Source organism: Bacillus vallismortis (assembly GCF_040784915.1).
GTDB lineage: Bacteria > Bacillota > Bacilli > Bacillales > Bacillaceae > Bacillus > Bacillus subtilis_G.
This window is the reverse complement of the sequence record NZ_CP160797.1, coordinates 3,767,984-3,783,218: the sequence shown is the minus strand read 5'-3', so window position 1 is coordinate 3,783,218 and position 15,235 is coordinate 3,767,984. Positions and strand designations below refer to the sequence as shown.

At 44.7% G+C, this 15,235-nt stretch carries 16 protein-coding genes; 11 read left to right on the top strand and 5 right to left on the bottom strand.

Annotated elements, in window-relative coordinates; all coding sequences use genetic code 11:
- Positions 1–17: 17 nt before the first annotated feature.
- Positions 18–1,082: a tetratricopeptide repeat protein gene (locus ABZM97_RS18875; RefSeq protein WP_087992652.1), complete on the bottom strand. Its 1,065-nt coding sequence runs from the start codon at positions 1,080–1,082 to the stop codon at positions 18–20.
- A 192-nt stretch (positions 1,083–1,274) separates the two neighbouring features.
- On the opposite strand from ABZM97_RS18875, the gene fabZ reads away from it, so the two are divergent.
- Positions 1,275–1,700 (top strand): 3-hydroxyacyl-ACP dehydratase FabZ, encoded by a 426-nt coding sequence (gene fabZ, locus ABZM97_RS18870; RefSeq protein ID WP_003235662.1) that lies wholly within the window; start codon positions 1,275–1,277, stop codon positions 1,698–1,700.
- A gap of 71 nt (positions 1,701–1,771) precedes the next feature.
- A complete protein-coding gene (gene mscL / locus ABZM97_RS18865; RefSeq protein ID WP_087992808.1) occupies positions 1,772–2,164 on the top strand; it encodes a large conductance mechanosensitive channel protein MscL in 393 nt (130 codons plus the stop codon).
- A 28-nt stretch (positions 2,165–2,192) separates the two neighbouring features.
- Here mscL and blaOXA read toward each other — a convergent pair whose 3' ends face one another.
- Together blaOXA and ABZM97_RS18855 are read right to left on the bottom strand one after the other, a co-directional pair.
- Positions 2,193–2,996: a class D beta-lactamase gene (gene blaOXA, locus ABZM97_RS18860; protein ID WP_087992651.1), complete on the bottom strand. Its 804-nt coding sequence runs from the start codon at positions 2,994–2,996 to the stop codon at positions 2,193–2,195.
- A gap of 42 nt (positions 2,997–3,038) precedes the next feature.
- Positions 3,039–3,449 carry a YwpF-like family protein gene (locus ABZM97_RS18855; protein ID WP_087992807.1) on the bottom strand — a complete coding sequence of 137 codons (411 nt, stop codon included), beginning with the start codon at positions 3,447–3,449 and terminating at the stop codon, positions 3,039–3,041.
- 174 nt (positions 3,450–3,623) lie between these two features.
- On the opposite strand from ABZM97_RS18855, the gene ywpG reads away from it, so the two are divergent.
- From ywpG to ABZM97_RS18835, 4 genes are all read left to right on the top strand, one after another.
- Positions 3,624–4,007, top strand: coding sequence for a DynA interaction protein YwpG (ywpG, locus tag ABZM97_RS18850; protein ID WP_087992650.1), 384 nt, complete (start codon positions 3,624–3,626; stop codon positions 4,005–4,007).
- 76 nt (positions 4,008–4,083) lie between these two features.
- A complete protein-coding gene (gene ssbB, locus ABZM97_RS18845; protein ID WP_014665657.1) occupies positions 4,084–4,425 on the top strand; it encodes a single-stranded DNA-binding protein SsbB in 342 nt (113 codons plus the stop codon).
- Between the two features lie 225 nt (positions 4,426–4,650).
- The gene (glcR, locus tag ABZM97_RS18840) at positions 4,651–5,451 is read left to right on the top strand and encodes a transcriptional regulator GlcR (protein ID WP_087992806.1); all 801 of its coding nucleotides are present in this window, start codon (positions 4,651–4,653) and stop codon (positions 5,449–5,451) included.
- Positions 5,432–6,289, top strand: coding sequence for a Cof-type HAD-IIB family hydrolase (locus ABZM97_RS18835; protein WP_367387507.1), 858 nt, complete (start codon positions 5,432–5,434; stop codon positions 6,287–6,289). Before glcR ends, ABZM97_RS18835 begins: the two co-directional genes overlap by 20 nt.
- Positions 6,290–6,419: 130 nt before the next feature.
- Here ABZM97_RS18835 and ABZM97_RS18830 read toward each other — a convergent pair whose 3' ends face one another.
- Positions 6,420–9,188, bottom strand: coding sequence for a DEAD/DEAH box helicase (locus ABZM97_RS18830; RefSeq protein WP_087992649.1), 2,769 nt, complete (start codon positions 9,186–9,188; stop codon positions 6,420–6,422).
- On the bottom strand, positions 9,175–10,785 hold the full coding sequence (locus ABZM97_RS18825; protein ID WP_087992648.1) for an SWIM zinc finger family protein: 1,611 nt from the start codon (positions 10,783–10,785) through the stop codon (positions 9,175–9,177). The genes ABZM97_RS18830 and ABZM97_RS18825 overlap by 14 nt, the downstream gene beginning before the upstream one ends.
- 203 nt (positions 10,786–10,988) lie before the next feature.
- Here ABZM97_RS18825 and ABZM97_RS18820 point away from each other — a divergent pair, with 203 nt between their 5' ends.
- From ABZM97_RS18820 to uglF, 5 genes are all read left to right on the top strand, one after another.
- A complete protein-coding gene (locus ABZM97_RS18820; protein WP_003221769.1) occupies positions 10,989–11,132 on the top strand; it encodes a hypothetical protein in 144 nt (47 codons plus the stop codon).
- 232 nt (positions 11,133–11,364) lie between these two features.
- Positions 11,365–12,111 (top strand): YveK family protein, encoded by a 747-nt coding sequence (locus ABZM97_RS18815; protein ID WP_087992647.1) that lies wholly within the window; start codon positions 11,365–11,367, stop codon positions 12,109–12,111.
- Complete coding sequence (locus ABZM97_RS18810) at positions 12,101–12,817, top strand: CpsD/CapB family tyrosine-protein kinase (protein WP_087992646.1); 717 nt, start codon at positions 12,101–12,103, stop codon at positions 12,815–12,817. Before ABZM97_RS18815 ends, ABZM97_RS18810 begins: the two co-directional genes overlap by 11 nt.
- Before the next feature lie 48 nt (positions 12,818–12,865).
- Positions 12,866–13,630 carry a tyrosine-protein phosphatase gene (locus tag ABZM97_RS18805; protein ID WP_087992645.1) on the top strand — a complete coding sequence of 255 codons (765 nt, stop codon included), beginning with the start codon at positions 12,866–12,868 and terminating at the stop codon, positions 13,628–13,630.
- 195 nt (positions 13,631–13,825) lie between these two features.
- Positions 13,826–15,148, top strand: coding sequence for a UDP-glucose 6-dehydrogenase UglF (uglF, locus tag ABZM97_RS18800; protein ID WP_202327930.1), 1,323 nt, complete (start codon positions 13,826–13,828; stop codon positions 15,146–15,148).
- The last annotated feature ends 87 nt before the right edge of the window (positions 15,149–15,235 follow it).

Here is a 15,235-nt window from a genome sequence, read left to right as displayed (position 1 = left end):
GAAATGGGCGTTTTCAATCAGCCGCGCATGATAAAAAAAGCGGCTTTTTCGAAATCGTCCTTTTTTTTGTAGTATTCCGTGATGTCTTCTAAAAGCACTTCTAAATCCACCCAAGCTTCAATTTTTTCTAACTCAAGCACATATTCGAGCAGCAGATCATAGGGGTCTTCAACTGATGTATAGAGCGCCTCAAGCGTTTTTAATTTTAAATAAATGGTTTGAATGTCTACCTTTTCAGATAATTCTTTCCCTTTTTGCAGGATGGCTTTCGCTTCTGTGATCTGTCCTGTTTTAAAAAGCGCTCTGACAGATTCGTACACACAGTGCAGATACGAGACTGGAGAATTCGTTTCAAATTCTTGATTCTTTAATACTTTTGTAAAGTAAAGAAGCGCTTCCTGGTCTTTTTTTTCGGTCGCTTTTAAAAAGCCAAGATTATAATAAGCGTGGCATAGCAGGTTTTCGTCATGTAATTGCCGGGTTTTCCTAATGATTTCTTCGAAAAGCTGCTCAGCTTTTTCATACCGTTCTTGATCAATATAATTAACGGCAAGCAAAAGCTTGCAGGTGATCACCTTTTTGATATAGCCGAATTGTTGTAAATAGATGTCTAATGCTTTTTTGACGTATTGGATGGAAAGCGGCGGTGATTTCATCAAGTAGTAGGCGCCGGCAGTTTGATAATATAAATCAGCGGCTTCAAACGTGTTTTGGATGGCGGCCAGGTACTGTTCAGCTTTTTTAAAATGATTCACTGCATGTTTCGGAGCTGTTTTTACCATTTCGTATAATCCTGAGAAAAAATACAGATAATATTTCAATTCATCATCCATTTTGTCTTCCAGACCGTATAGATCATCGAACAATGCATTAAGTCCGTTCTGGTTTTCGAAAAGCAGCTGATGGCGGGCCTGAAACAATTGATAACGCATCCAAAGTTTTGTGTTCTTTTTGAACTTCGGAAGGTGCTGGTCAATTTTTTCTTTCACTGAGCAAACGTGATTCATTTTGCGTTTGCTTATTGCGGAATACCACTCGTTTAACATGTTTTGCATCCTTTTTTCAATAAACTTCGAAATCATTTTCCTACCTCTTTGCTATTGGTAAAATCTATAATTATCATATCATAACTATTGACGGCTCTCATTGACAGTTGGTTACATCTTAGCGCCTGTTGAAAAAGAGTTTAATTCATAATATACTTTTCAAATGTACAGAATGGATCTTTGATGATTGCTATACATACTAATGCAGATGAAGGAGATGTCAAGAGAATGCTTGATACTCAGCAAATTAAAGAAATTATTCCTCACCGTTATCCGTTTTTGCTTGTAGACCGGATTACGGAAGTTGAAGAGGGCAAACGGGCAAAAGGCTATAAAAATGTAACCGCAAATGAAGAGTTCTTTAACGGACATTTTCCTCAGTATCCGGTCATGCCCGGCGTGTTAATCGTAGAAGCGCTTGCTCAAGTCGGAGCTGTTGCGATGCTGATTAAAGAAGAAAACCGCGGCAGACTGGCATTCTTTGCAGGCATTGATAATTGCCGGTTTAAAAAACAAGTCAAGCCTGGTGATCAGCTTCATCTCGAAGTGGAAATCACTCGTGCGCGCGGAACAATCGGGCGCGGAAAAGGCGTTGCTACAGTCGATGGCGAAGTCGTTTGCGAAGTCGAACTGACTTTTGCTCTCGGAGAGTAAATGAAAAAAGGCAGATGGGCAGCGGCACATTTGTCTTTTTTCTTTCAAAACATGAGAAAGCAGGTGATTGTATGTGGAATGAATTTAAGGCTTTTGCTATGCGCGGAAACATCGTTGACCTCGCGATTGGTGTTGTAATAGGAGGCGCATTCGGAAAGATCGTCACATCTCTAGTAAATGATATCATCATGCCTTTGGTGGGCTTGCTGCTGGGAGGGCTTGATTTTTCAAACCTTTCGTTTACATTTGGCGATGCTGTAGTGAAGTACGGCAGCTTTATACAAACGATTGTGAATTTCTTAATCATATCGTTTTCCATTTTTATTGTGATTCGGATTTTAAATGGATTAAGGCGCAAAAAAGAAGCAGAAGAAGAAGAAGCGGCGGAAGCGCCGGATGCTCAAGAGGAGCTGCTGAAAGAAATCAGAGATCTGCTGAAGCAGCAAACAAGGTCGCCGGAATAAAGAAAACCGCCGTTCAAACGGCGGTTTTTTAATGAAGAACATACTTCTTCAAAATGTCCATAGTGGTGCTTTTTGCTTCTGTTCCGGTTCCGTCAATGTTCGTCACGAAACTGTACGCCCCGTGCTCGGTTTTGACAAAGCCTGTATACCAGCCGATGCCAGAGCCAGAGCCAGTTTTTCCATAAAGAATATAGTGATCTTCATCTTCCTGAACCATCATCCGTTTTACCGTCTTCATGACGTTTTTGTCAAATGGGAGTTTTTCTTTGTATAACGATTCCATAAAATCTGTTTGTTCTAAAGGAGAGATTTTGAGAGTGCTGCTTAGCCAGAATTGGTCAATTCCGCCGCTGATGTCTTGGTTGCCGTAACTTATTTTTTCAACCCATTCTTTCATTCGCTTTTCTCCGATGTCCCGGGCCATTGCTTGGTAATACCAAACAACTGAATATCTCATAGCGGAGCCAAGCGTGTGGTCTTGGTTCCAAACGTCGAGTTCCCGTTTGACGCCGTCCCAGTATTTGATGTCATATTCATCTTTAACAGCGCCTGTTTGTAATCCGATAAGCGCATTAGGAACTTTAAATGTCGACTGCGGCGCAAATCTTTGTTTTGCGCGCTGATCGTTGTAGACAAAGGTTTTTTCGTTTTTTAGATCCCGCAATATAAAAGTGCCGTCGTAATCTGTGAAGAATTCATCAACCTTCAGCTTTTTCGAATTTGTGTTTTTCTCAGCAGCTTCTGCTTCTGTAGGTGTCTGTAGACTTGATGTCATGAGGAGAGCCGCACCGATAAGTGATAAAAAGATTGCTTGCATCTTTCGCTTACTCATATTTTCACCTCTGCACCTGAAGAGGGGACATGTCCCTCTCATTTATATTTTTTGCTTAAACGCCTCAATCAGTTTTGTTCCTGTATAGCCCTCTTTTACAAGGGATTCCAGAAGGGTTTCAGTGCCATGCTGTTTTCTTGTGACCATTTGTCCGTAGATTAAAACCTGTATGCTTTCTTCCAGTTTGACAATATTTTTCACTGCCGCTGTCAGCTGGGCGGGGCGATTGCTTTTTTTCGTGATCGTTACAAATACTGTGGCTTCAGTTTGGCTGTTTTGAAGCTGTTCAAAAAAAGACAGGTGCTCTTTCGCTACAAGCGCTTCAATCAGCCAGTGATTTTCACCGTCTTCTTTATTTATAATCAGTCCGTCAATAAGGGGAAACTGTTCAATTGATTTCTCTTCCTTGTCCACTCGTTCCACATTCAGGTCAACTAGTTTAAAGGTTTTCATTTCTATTCTCACCCCGATTACTTCCAAAGATTTCTTGCCTTCCATTATAACATAAACGTTTTAGAGGAAAAAACGTGCAATGCCGGGACTAAAGAACTTTGTATTGGCGAAACATTTAATAATTTCAATTTTTTCATTATACTGTAACTGACTATGGATTACGGAGAGATGTGTATGAATCAATTTCGCTTAAAAGAAATTTATATTGACGGCACTCCTTCTGAAAACTGTTTAATTCAAAAGGAAGTAACATATATGTTAAGCCGTAAAGAAGTTTTTGAGGTCCATCTGAACAAAAAAAGAAGGATAAGCTTTTTATACGAAACGCAAGACGGCATGGAGCAATATAAAATCGAGCTGTCAATGCCGGAAAAAAAACTGAGCTTTCAGTGGTTTGCGTGGGATGGCTCTTCCTATGTGTGTATGAATACGCAAAATTGGCTGACAAAGCAAATATTTTTCCGGTTTTTAAAAAGTACATATTTCTTTAAAGGGAAAAAACAAAAGATGTTTTTAGCTGAAGGAAAAATGAAAACAAAAGATAAAAACAGAGGCTGAAAGTCATTTTTAAGCGTTTTTCTTTTCTCATTGCATCATCTACAATACATATAAGCGCAAGGAGAGGAGGAATCGCATGTTCAATCAGGTTATGCTTGTCGGACGTCTTACAAAAGATCCTGAGCTTCGCTACACTTCCGCCGGTGCGGCAGTCGCACACGTTACGCTCGCGGTAAACCGCAGCTTCAAGAATGCTTCAGGTGAAATCGAGGCCGATTACGTCAATTGCACGCTTTGGAGAAAAACCGCTGAAAACACAGCGTTATATTGCCAAAAAGGTTCTCTCGTCGGCGTTAGCGGACGGATTCAGACAAGGAGCTATGAAAACGCAGAAGGCGTTAACGTGTATGTAACAGAAGTGTTGGCTGACACTGTTCGTTTTATGGACCCTAAACCCCGTGAAAAAGCTGCCGATTGACAAACCCCTGATCCTCCCGTTTTCTATCCTTTCACGATTATTAGAATCTCCGCATCATCCCCTCAAAATTGACCAGTCGACCAGGCTGGTCTTTCTTTTTATGATATTTAGGATAAATTGGTTCTTATGATGCATTTTTGCTTAAAATCACTTAAAATCATTGATTGTATTTCTCGGAAAACTTATAATCACTTAAAGATGATAGATCAGAAAAGGAATGAGGGCGTGTACCAAGAAGAAAGATTAGTAGCGATTTTGGATTTTTTAAAACAGCATAACCGAATTACAACGGAGCAGATCTGTACGCTTCTTCAAGTCTCAAGAGATACAGCCAGACGGGATCTTGTGAAGCTGGAGGAACAGAATGCCATCATCCGCACAAGGGGCGGTGCCATTTTGCCGACTGTGCATCAGAAAATTCAAAGTTATTCCGGCCGCCTGAATACAGTGTCCGAGGAAAAAAGCGAGATTGGCAGGCTTGCCGCATCGCTCATTCATAATGGTGACCGGGTGATTTTAGATGCCTCTACAACCGTTCAGGCATGTGCAGAACATATGAATGCGGATGATTGCACGGTGATTACCAACTCGATTAATCTGGCCGAAGTGCTGTCCGATAAAGAAGGAATTGAAATCTACCTGTTGGGGGGCAAACTGGAAAAGGAGCACCGCTTTCTGTACGGTGCCTCTGTGATTGAAAAGCTCTCAAGTTATCACGTCGATAAAGCGCTGATCGGTGTGGTCGGCATTTCTGAGCATGGCATTACAATTGCACATGAAGAAGATGGCATGGTGAAGCGAAAAATGATTCAGCAGGCAAAGCAGGTGATCGCGCTTGCAGATCATTCGAAACTGGGAAGTACCAGTTTTTATCAGTATGCGGAGCTGAGCGAAATCGATCTCTTGGTCACAGACAGGCTGCCGAATCAGGCATTTTGTGATTTGCTTGACCGTAACGGGGTGGAACTTCTTGTAACAGAGCAGGATGAAGAAAGGGCTGACAAACGTGAAATTAATTGCGATTGACTTAGATGGAACCTTACTCAACAGCAAGCATCAAGTAAGCTTGGCAAATGAAAACGCGCTGCGGCAGGCGCAGCGGGACGGCATTGAAGTGGTGGTGTCAACTGGGCGCGCTCATTTTGACGTCATGTCGATTTTTGAGCCGCTCGGGATCAAAACGTGGGTCATCAGCGCGAACGGCGCCGTCATTCACGATCCTGACGGCAGGCTTTATCATCAGGAAACCATTGAGAAACAACGGGCGTATGACATTCTCTCATGGCTTGCGTCGGAAAACTATTATTACGAGGTATTCACAGATTCAGCCATTTATACGCCGCAAAACGGCAGAGAGCTTCTTGAAGTTGAACTGGACCGATACAGAAGCGCAAATCCGGAAGCGGATCTTTCTGCCCTTATGCAGGCGGCCGAAGTGCAATACAGCCAATCGGGCTTCGCTTACATTGGCTCGTTTCAAGAGCTGTTTGAAACTGATCAGCAGATCGATTTTTATAATATTCTCGGTTTTTCTTTCTTCAAAGAGAAGCTTGAGGCAGGCTGGAAAAGATATGAACATGCTGAAGATTTAACACTTGTCAGTTCGGCTGAGCATAACTTTGAGCTTTCTTCCTGCAAAGCTTCCAAGGGGCAGGCACTGGCGCGGCTTGCGGAACGGCTGAATATTCCGATCGAAGAAACCGCGGCTGTCGGTGACAGCTTAAATGACAAATCGATGCTGGAGGCTGCGGGAAAAGGTGTAGCGATGGGCAATGCGCGGGAAGATATCAAAGCGATGGCCGACGCTGTAACCTTGACCAATGACGAACACGGCGTCGCACATATGATTAAACATTTACTGTAGGTTTATATGCTGCATCAAAAGTGCATCCTATTAATAACCGGCGTAACGGATTCTCTGGACATTCCGGCGTGACGGCTACGAACGGAAAAAAGCTGGCTCTTTCAAAGAGCCAGCTTTTTTATAGTCGTGATCATCGCGCTGAGGCGCTTAATGTAAACAATTCTTCGAGTGCCTGTGTGGAAAGCTCGGTAATCCAGTTTTCACTTTGGATAATTTGGTCGTTCAGGGTTTGTTTCGATTCAAGCATGACATCAATTTTTTCTTCGATTGTTCCCGTCGTAATCATTTTATGAACGTGGACAAAGCGCTCTTGGCCAATGCGGTATGCCCGGTCAGTGGCCTGGTTTTCAACCGCCGGGTTCCACCATCTGTCATAATGGATGACGTGATTGGCGGCGGTCAAATTGAGCCCGGTGCCTCCAGCTTTTAATGAAAGAATCAGTGTCGGGTATTCTTTCTTCTGGAATTTCTCAACGAGTGTATCCCGCTCCTGCTTGGAGAGACTCCCGTTCAAAAATTGCACGGGTTCGCCGAACGTTTTTTCAAGCAGCCGTTTCATCATGTTCCCCATCTGAATGTATTGCGTGAAAATGAGGCAGCTTTCGTTTTGGGCGCGGATCGCCGTCATGAGTTCCAGCAATTTTTCGAGCTTAACTGATCTGCCGGCCAACAATTCGGTCTGATCTTCCTTTAAATAAAGCGCGGGATGATCGCATATTTGTTTAAGCCGTCCGAGCATGCTGAGGATCAGCGCTTTTCGCTGCATGCCGGTCAGTGATGTCATATGGTCAAATGTGTCTTTGACAAGCTGCTCATAAAGTGACGCTTGTTCGGCTGACAGCGGGATAAATTCTTTTTCTTCCAGCTTTTCAGGAAGATTAAGCGCGACCTCTTCATCCCGTTTCGTCCGCCTAAGAAGGAATGGCCGGATTAATTGTTGAAGCTGTCCGATTCTTTTTTCGTCCCGGTCTTTTTCGATCGGCAGCACATAGCGTTTATGGAAGCCCGTCAGACTGCCGAGGTAGCCTTTATTCATGAAGTCAAAAATGGACCACAGCTCGGTCAAACGGTTTTCCATTGGCGTTCCGCTCAGCGCGATATGGTGAAGCCCTTTAAGCTTTCTGATTGCGCGTGATTGCTTCGTATGCGCGTTTTTAATATTTTGCGCTTCATCAAGACAGATTGTGTTCCATGTCACAGAAGACAGCTCTTCCGAATCGGCATGAGACAGTCCGTATGAAGTGAGTACCACATCTGCGTTTTCGTAATGCGCGTCGAAATCATCACCTTTTGGCCGGCGCGGCCCATAATGGAGCGCTACAGTCAGGTCAGGAGCAAAGGTTTGAAGCTCCCGCTGCCAGTTGCCGAGTACGGATGTCGGCGCGATAATCAAATTCGGCGTTTTTTGCCGGCCGCTTTCCTTCACGTGAAGGAAATAGGCGATCATTTGAATCGTTTTTCCAAGGCCCATGTCGTCAGCCAGACAGGAGCCAAAACCGCTTTCCCGCAGAAACAGCAGCCAGTTCATGCCGTATTTCTGATAGGGGCGGAGCGTGCCTTTGAAAGAAGGACTGACTTCGTGATCCGGCAGGTTTTCAGCGGCAGTAAGCTTCCGAATCAGTGACCGGAGCTGTTTGGACAGATCGAATTGAATGCCGGCAAAAGCGGATGTATCAATCAGATCTGAATCCTCAAGCCCGCCTTCCTCTTGATCCATTAGTTCTCGCGACAGAATATCAGACATGTGGAGTCCTTCTGATTCCGCTTTTTCCATCAGGCGTTTCATCTGTTTGATAAACTGCGGATCAATTTTGACCCATTGCCCGCGGATATTAACAAGGCGCCTGTTGCTGGCGACAAGCTCATTAAATTCGGCCTCAGTCAGCTCAATTCCATTTGTTGCAAACCGCCAGTTGAAATCAAGCAGCGCATTCATGCCGACAAATGACTCGCCGCGTGGGGCGGATGACACCTTTGCCTTCAGCATCATGTTGCTGTCTCTGACAATTTGCCACCAGGACGGCAGGAGGATTTCAACGCCCATATCGACAAGCGTTTCACTCGCTTCTGACAGAAAGATCCAGGCTTCTTCCTCCGAAATCAGAGTGGTCCCGGAATCAAATGACAGCCACGGAACCGTTCTGTGAAAGCGGTCTTGCTCACGCGCGATTTTATCGCTGTGCGCCTGCCATGATTTTTTGAGGCTTTTCAGCCCGTCAAAGAATTCAACAGCGCCGTTCTTTTTATCGCGTAAAAACAGTTCGATTTTCCAATCGTCTCCGTCAAAATCCGGCTCATTTAAGCGCAGGCCGACTGTAAATGGAGATCGATCGTCAATCCAGCCGATGCCTTCAAGAAAATCCTCTTCATCAAGAAAATGTCCGCGGAATGACGTGACCGCAGGCGATTTCTCCTTGATGTGCTCCCATTTCTCCTGCAGGTCATCGTCGTATTGGACGTAATCCTGCACTGCGGCGGAAAACCAATCCGCCGTAAAGCCATCCAGCATATTATCGCGGTCCTTCCAGCGAAAAACACCGTTTGTCCATGCTTCATAGTCAGGCAGATAATCACCGTCTGCGATAAATTCATAGATGGTTGATGCCGCCTCAATCAGCGGCTCCGTTTCTTCTGTAAGCTGCACGGAGCTGAATGAGTTGAACGAGTTTTTGCCGAGAAGCTCTACAGTCATCCATGGAGAAAGCAAAACAGCGGTTGTCCCGATGAAGCTGACATCCTCAAGAAAGGTTCCGTAAAATGAGGATTCATGCCATTGGAACAAATGCCTCTTCATATGGCTGTAGGGAAGGGGCTGCTCATTCTCATCAAAGGCTGAGAGCGTAAATGACCCATCTTCCATTTGTTCGACGTGAATGAGTATTTCTTTAAGACTCGCCATCAATCAACTTTCCTTTCTGCAGTTCTTCTTGAAGCGCGCGCAGGCGCTTATAATGCGAGCTCAGCTGCTGAATATACCGCTCCCACACCTTCAATTTCTTCGCTTTTCTGTACAGGGTGCGCAGTTTTTTTAAATGCCGGGCGGCTTCCTTGTACGAGCTGCGGTTTTTCTGATCGATAAAAAAGGCCACTTCTCTGTGGTAAGCCGGGATAAGCGCCTCCGGGTCGCCCGCTGCAATTTCTTTCAGCATCATTTTATCCATTTCATAGATGGAAAAGCCGACAAGGCTGTGAATTTCGATCCACTCGGCATATCGTTTTTGCTCATATAAATGATGGCTGTATTCTGTGAACGTATACGGCAGGCAGCCTGCAGCATAGCGTTCAAACAGCGCTTGGTCATTGGTTTGCTTCACATAGGCATTCAGCAGAAGAAACAGCTCGCCGATCACGTCGCGAATTTCTTTAAACGGCTTATCGAGTTTCGTATAACCCATCGCAATCGATTCAATTCGCTGATACCATGTTTTCAGCCTTTTCCAATCTTTTTTGGCAGTGATTTCACTCAGCCATTGAAACGTATATGGCAGCGCATCCGGCGGGAATTGACCAGCTTCCGCAAAAATAACATCATCATTCTTTTGCAGGAATTCCAAATGCAGGCGCCCGAATTGCAATTCAGGAGAAAAGCGCCGTCCAGCCTCTTTTTTCAAAATGTCCTGTTCACGTGCCACCCATTTTGGCCGCGACAGCAACGCGCTCCAAATTTCACCGAAAATGCGGATGCGTTCATATTGGAAAATATCTTCTTTCAAGAGCAAATGCCGGATAACATCGGGTGTTCTCTCCAAAAACGGATCAAGCGCGAATGACAGCGCGTATGTTTTTAATTTATCAATAGAGCTGTAGATCGTATCCATCAGCTGTTCAACATACGGATTGAGGGAATAAAAGTCTTGATCGGGGTTCAGTTTGCCCGCTTCAATCAATGTAAACATGCGAAGCCACACCGCAATCGCGGAATGAATCTGGTACAGGTTTTTTAGCTCCGGCTTGTTTGGCGTGTGCTTTTTTAAAGCGGACAGGTAGCCGTAATAGAGGCCCTGCATATTTTGGCTGCCTTCCGGCGTGCGCGCCTGCCAGAGAGAGAACTCTGAATCAAAAAAAGCAAGCCAGCTAGAAAGCGATTCTTCATTAGGAAGCACTTTTTCCTGAAATTGCCGGCGGACGAGTTCTTTGCTTTCCTCGAGCTTTTCCCTCTCCAGCCAATGCTCTGTAAAGGTACCCACTCGCTCGAACATTGCATATACATATAAAAAAACAGCCAGCATATGGCGGCAGATTCTTCTGGACGGACATGAACAGCCGCTTTTGGCTATGGCAAACAAGTTCAATGTGACCCGCACAGGCACAACATCCTGCACGTAAGCCGTAACTTCCGTCGGACTCACTGCTTGTAAACGATAGACTGAATCCTGCCGATATAAAATAAGTGCTTTTTTAATCAGCTGAACATGTTCCTCATTGTAAGGAAGCAGTTCTTTCAACTGTTCAGCGGATGCCAGCACATCGTCTTTGGAAATCATATTCTGAAGCATGATTATCGCTCCTAACCGAGTCACGTAATAAAAAGATCCAATTTCTCTATTATATCGCAACACATCGGCCTGAAAAAGTTTTTCCTAAAAAAGGACATAAAAAATGGGATGTGTCGAATGATGTATTAGAGATTGCAAATTGAGAATCAGCATCATATAATAATCGTGTTTTCAACTTAATGGAAGCTGAAAGGAACAAGAAGATGAGTGAAAAGAAATTGAATCAAGAGGAATTTCTGAAAATTTTGATGCATGCACATGAGATTGGTGAACGGTCATCTGAGATGACGACGAAGGAAATGCTTGAAAATTTAATTTCTCATATTAAAAATGGATATGCAACATAAGAATCCCGCACGCCTGATGCGGGGTTTTTTTATGCGAGAAGACGTGAACGCCTGAATGGAAGAAAAAGGGCATCTTTGTCAAGGTAGAAAATAGAGCGCTTTCATAAACGATCGCAACATAAGGTTTTGTAAAAAAATGTCGAATAATGTCACGTGAAAATCTGGAGAAATGCGGTTTCTACGTTGTATAATCGTATATGGAAAAGGATGCTATAAGAGATTTGGAGGTATCATGGGAGAATCTACTAGTTTAAAAGAGATATTATCAACGTTAAGAAAACGCATGCTTTTGATTATGATTGTAACCGCAGCTGCCACTGCTGCCGGCGGACTTATCAGTTTCTTCGCACTTACACCCATCTATGAAAAATCAACTCAGATTCTGGTCAATCAATCGAAAAACGACCGAAAAGAAGTCCAATTTAATGATGTCCAAACCAATCTTCAGTTAATCAATACGTATAACGTCATCATTAAGAGCCCTGCCATCTTAGACGAAGTCATTAAAGAGATGGGCCTGTCGATGACCTCTCAAGAGCTGAATGACAAAATTACCGTATCCAGCGAGCAGGACTCCCAAGTGGTCAACATATCAGTCAAGGATGTAAATGCGGAAACAGCGGCTCATATTGCCAATACCATCGCATCTGTCTTTCAAGACAAAATCACAACCATTATGAATGTTGACAATGTCAGCATTTTGTCAAAAGCCGAGGTTTCAGGACATCCGTCACCTGTATCGCCAAAGCCGCTCCTAAACATTGCTATCGCGTTCGCGGCGGGATTGGCGGGAAGCATCGGACTGGCGTTCCTGCTTGAGTATTTGGACAATACGATCAAATCGGAAGAACAGCTCGAATCCTTGCTGGACATACCTGTTTTAGGGACGGTTTCCACCATTGCAAATGAGCAGAAAAAAGCGGCAAGCTTACACGGTATCCAATCTGAAAAAGCGGGGAGTGGGCATTTTGGCGCTTAAAAAAAGCAGAGGCTCTTGGATGCGCAGGAATGTCATTGCGATGACAGAGCCGAAATCCTTGAACTCTGAACAATATAGGACGATTCGTACGAATATAGAATTTGCTTCAGTGGATCGTCAAATGAAATCAGTGATGATTACATCGGCCTGTCCCGGAGAAGGAAAATCAACAACGGCCGCTAATCTTGCTGTCGTATTTGCCCAGCAGGGAAAAAAAGTGCTCCTGATTGACGCTGATTTGCGAAGACCAACAGTACATACAGCCTTTCATCTTGAAAATATAATAGGTTTAACATCTGTTTTATTAAAGAAAAGTTCACTGGAACAGGCTGTACAAACATCTAATGAAAAACAGCTTGACGTGCTGACGAGCGGCCCGATCCCGCCAAACCCGGCCGAGCTTCTCTCCTCAAAGTGGATGAAAGAACTTGCCGACGAGGCGTGTGCGGCATATGACATGGTCATTTTTGATACGCCGCCTATTCTCGCTGTAGCGGATGCACAGATTTTAGGGAGCGTGGCAGACGGTTCTATTTTGGTTATTTCAAGCGGTAAAACAGAAAAAGAACAAGCCGCAAAAGCGAAAGAGGCACTTGAATCGTGCAATAGCAAGCTCCTTGGGGCGATTATGAACGGCAAAAAGTTTTCGAGGGATTCTGCATATGGATACTACGGAAACAAGGATAACTTCATACAAAATAAATAACGTGCATCTTGCCCGTTATTTATTTTTGCGGAAAAAGGGGGCTAAGACATGATAGATATCCACTGTCACATTCTTCCTGGAATGGATGACGGGGCAAGCGTTTCAGCTGACAGCATAGAAATGGCAAGAGCCGCTGTTCGTCAGGGAATCCGGACGATTGTAGCGACACCGCATCATAAGAACGGTGTGTATGAAAACGAGCCGGCGGCAGTCAGAGAAGCGGCAGATCAGTTAAACAAACGTTTAATCAAAGAAAATATCCCTTTAACCGTGCTTCCGGGGCAGGAAATCAGAATCTACGGCGATTTAGAGCGGGGCCTTGCTGAACGGCAGCTGCTCTCGCTGAATGATACAAAATACATCCTGATTGAGTTTCCGTTTGATCAGGTTCCCCGCTATGCGGAGCGGCTCTTTTATGAGTTGCAGCTGAAAGGATATATTCCGGTTATCGCCCATCCTGAACGCAACAGGGAAATTCGCGAAAACCCATCCTTGCTGTATCATCTTGTGGAGAAAGGAGCGGTATCTCAGATTACTTCAGGAAGTCTTGCGGGGACTTTCGGAAAACAGATGAAAGCATTTTCTCTCCGGCTGGCTGAAGCCAATTTGATTCATTTCGTAGCCTCAGATGCTCATAATCTGAAAACAAGAGACTTTCGCTGCCGGGAAGCCCTTGATGTTCTTGAGAAAGAATTCGGTCGGGAATTTCCTTATATACTGACGGAAAACGCTGAGCTTCTCCTGCAGAATCAGACGATCTTCAGACAGCCTCCGCGGCCGGTCAAGAGAAGAAAATTATTTGGGCTCTTTTAAACAGCCGGTTCTCATTTCACCACTTCCTTTCTGTGCGCGATATAATAGTATATTGTATGATTGAATCACATTTCAGAAATCTGTACAGGCTGAACCCGACAGGCTATGCGGGAGATCATCCGCATTCATGATAGGATGTTCTCATACGATATTATGGAAGCTGCAAAGCAGCAATTTAACTGTTGGAGGGAAACAATGAATATAACAGTCATCGGAACAGGCTATGTCGGTCTTGTGACAGGTGTTTCTCTTTCTGAGATTGGATATCATGTAACCTGCATTGATATTGACGCTCACAAGATTGATGAAATGAGAAAGGGCATTTCCCCCATATTTGAACCGGGTCTTGAAGAGCTGATGAGGAAAAATACAGCTGATGGACGGCTGAACTTTGAAATGAGCTATGAGAAAGGCTTGGCACAGGCAGACATTATTTTTATAGCGGTCGGTACACCGCAGAAAAGCGACGGGCACGCGAATCTGGAGCATATTACAGATGCGGCCAAACGCATCGCCCGGCATGTCAAACAGGATGCCATCGTGGTAACGAAAAGCACAGTGCCCGTCGGGACAAACGATTTGATTAAGGGGCTGATCACTGAACATCTTGCGGCGCCTGTCAGCATTTCGGTCGCGTCCAATCCGGAATTTTTACGTGAAGGGTCAGCGATCTCTGACACGTTTCATGGCGATAGGATCGTGATCGGAACAGCGGATCAGACAACAGCCAAGACGCTTGAGGAGCTTTTCCGCCCGTTCCAAATTCCGATTTATCAAACGGATATCAGAAGCGCCGAGATGATCAAATATGCCTCAAATGCTTTTCTGGCCACTAAAATCAGTTTTATAAATGAAATTTCAAATATATGTGAAAAGGTCGGCGCCGATATTGAAGCAGTCGCGTACGGCATGGGACAGGATAAGCGGATCGGGAGCCAGTTTTTAAAAGCGGGCATAGGTTACGGCGGCTCTTGTTTTCCGAAGGACACAAACGCCCTCGTGCAAATTGCCGGCAATGTCGAGCATGATTTTGAGCTGCTGAAATCGGTCATCAAAGTCAACAACAATCAGCAGGCGATCCTGGTAGATAAAGCGCTGAACAGGCTCGGCGGGGTGACGGGAAAAACGATTGCCCTTTTGGGACTGTCATTTAAACCGAATACAGATGATTTGAGGGAAGCGCCGTCGATTGTCATCGCAGACCGTCTCGCTGCGCTCGACGCCCATATGAAAGCCTATGATCCGATTGCCGCGGACCATGCAAAGCGTGTTCTGCCAGAAGCCGTTGAATATAAAGAGACAATCGAGGAAGCTGTCAAAGGCTCTGACGCCGTCATGATTTTAACCGACTGGGCCGACATTAAACAATTCCCGTTAGCGGCCTATCAGAACTTGATGGAAACGCCGCTCATCTTTGACGGCAGAAACTGCTACACATTGGATGAAGCAGCCGCTGCAGGGGTGGAATATTATTCTGTGGGACGGAAGGCGGTTGTTCCAGCAGGTGCAATTCAATAGTTGGAAAAGAGAAAACTGGCTGGGAGCCGGTTTTTTTCTTTTCTGCTAAGGTCTAAAACGAAAAATAACAAAAGCAGAATGTACTCT

What these genes read in the sequence shown, in the direction of transcription:
- ABZM97_RS18875 (WP_087992652.1), bottom strand. Translation starts at nt 1,082, where the DNA reads ATGATTTCGAAGTTTATTGAAAAAAGGATGCAAAACATGTTAAACGAG.
- fabZ (WP_003235662.1), top strand. Translation starts at nt 1,275, where the DNA reads ATGCTTGATACTCAGCAAATTAAAGAAATTATTCCTCACCGTTATCCG.
- mscL (WP_087992808.1), top strand. Translation starts at nt 1,772, where the DNA reads ATGTGGAATGAATTTAAGGCTTTTGCTATGCGCGGAAACATCGTTGAC.
- blaOXA (WP_087992651.1), bottom strand. Translation starts at nt 2,996, where the DNA reads ATGAGTAAGCGAAAGATGCAAGCAATCTTTTTATCACTTATCGGTGCG.
- ABZM97_RS18855 (WP_087992807.1), bottom strand. Translation starts at nt 3,449, where the DNA reads ATGAAAACCTTTAAACTAGTTGACCTGAATGTGGAACGAGTGGACAAG.
- ywpG (WP_087992650.1), top strand. Translation starts at nt 3,624, where the DNA reads ATGAATCAATTTCGCTTAAAAGAAATTTATATTGACGGCACTCCTTCT.
- ssbB (WP_014665657.1), top strand. Translation starts at nt 4,084, where the DNA reads ATGTTCAATCAGGTTATGCTTGTCGGACGTCTTACAAAAGATCCTGAG.
- ABZM97_RS18830 (WP_087992649.1), bottom strand. Translation starts at nt 9,188, where the DNA reads ATGGCGAGTCTTAAAGAAATACTCATTCACGTCGAACAAATGGAAGAT.
- ABZM97_RS18825 (WP_087992648.1), bottom strand. Translation starts at nt 10,785, where the DNA reads ATGCTTCAGAATATGATTTCCAAAGACGATGTGCTGGCATCCGCTGAA.
- ABZM97_RS18820 (WP_003221769.1), top strand. Translation starts at nt 10,989, where the DNA reads ATGAGTGAAAAGAAATTGAATCAAGAGGAATTTCTGAAAATTTTGATG.
- ABZM97_RS18815 (WP_087992647.1), top strand. Translation starts at nt 11,365, where the DNA reads ATGGGAGAATCTACTAGTTTAAAAGAGATATTATCAACGTTAAGAAAA.
- ABZM97_RS18805 (WP_087992645.1), top strand. Translation starts at nt 12,866, where the DNA reads ATGATAGATATCCACTGTCACATTCTTCCTGGAATGGATGACGGGGCA.
- uglF (WP_202327930.1), top strand. Translation starts at nt 13,826, where the DNA reads ATGAATATAACAGTCATCGGAACAGGCTATGTCGGTCTTGTGACAGGT.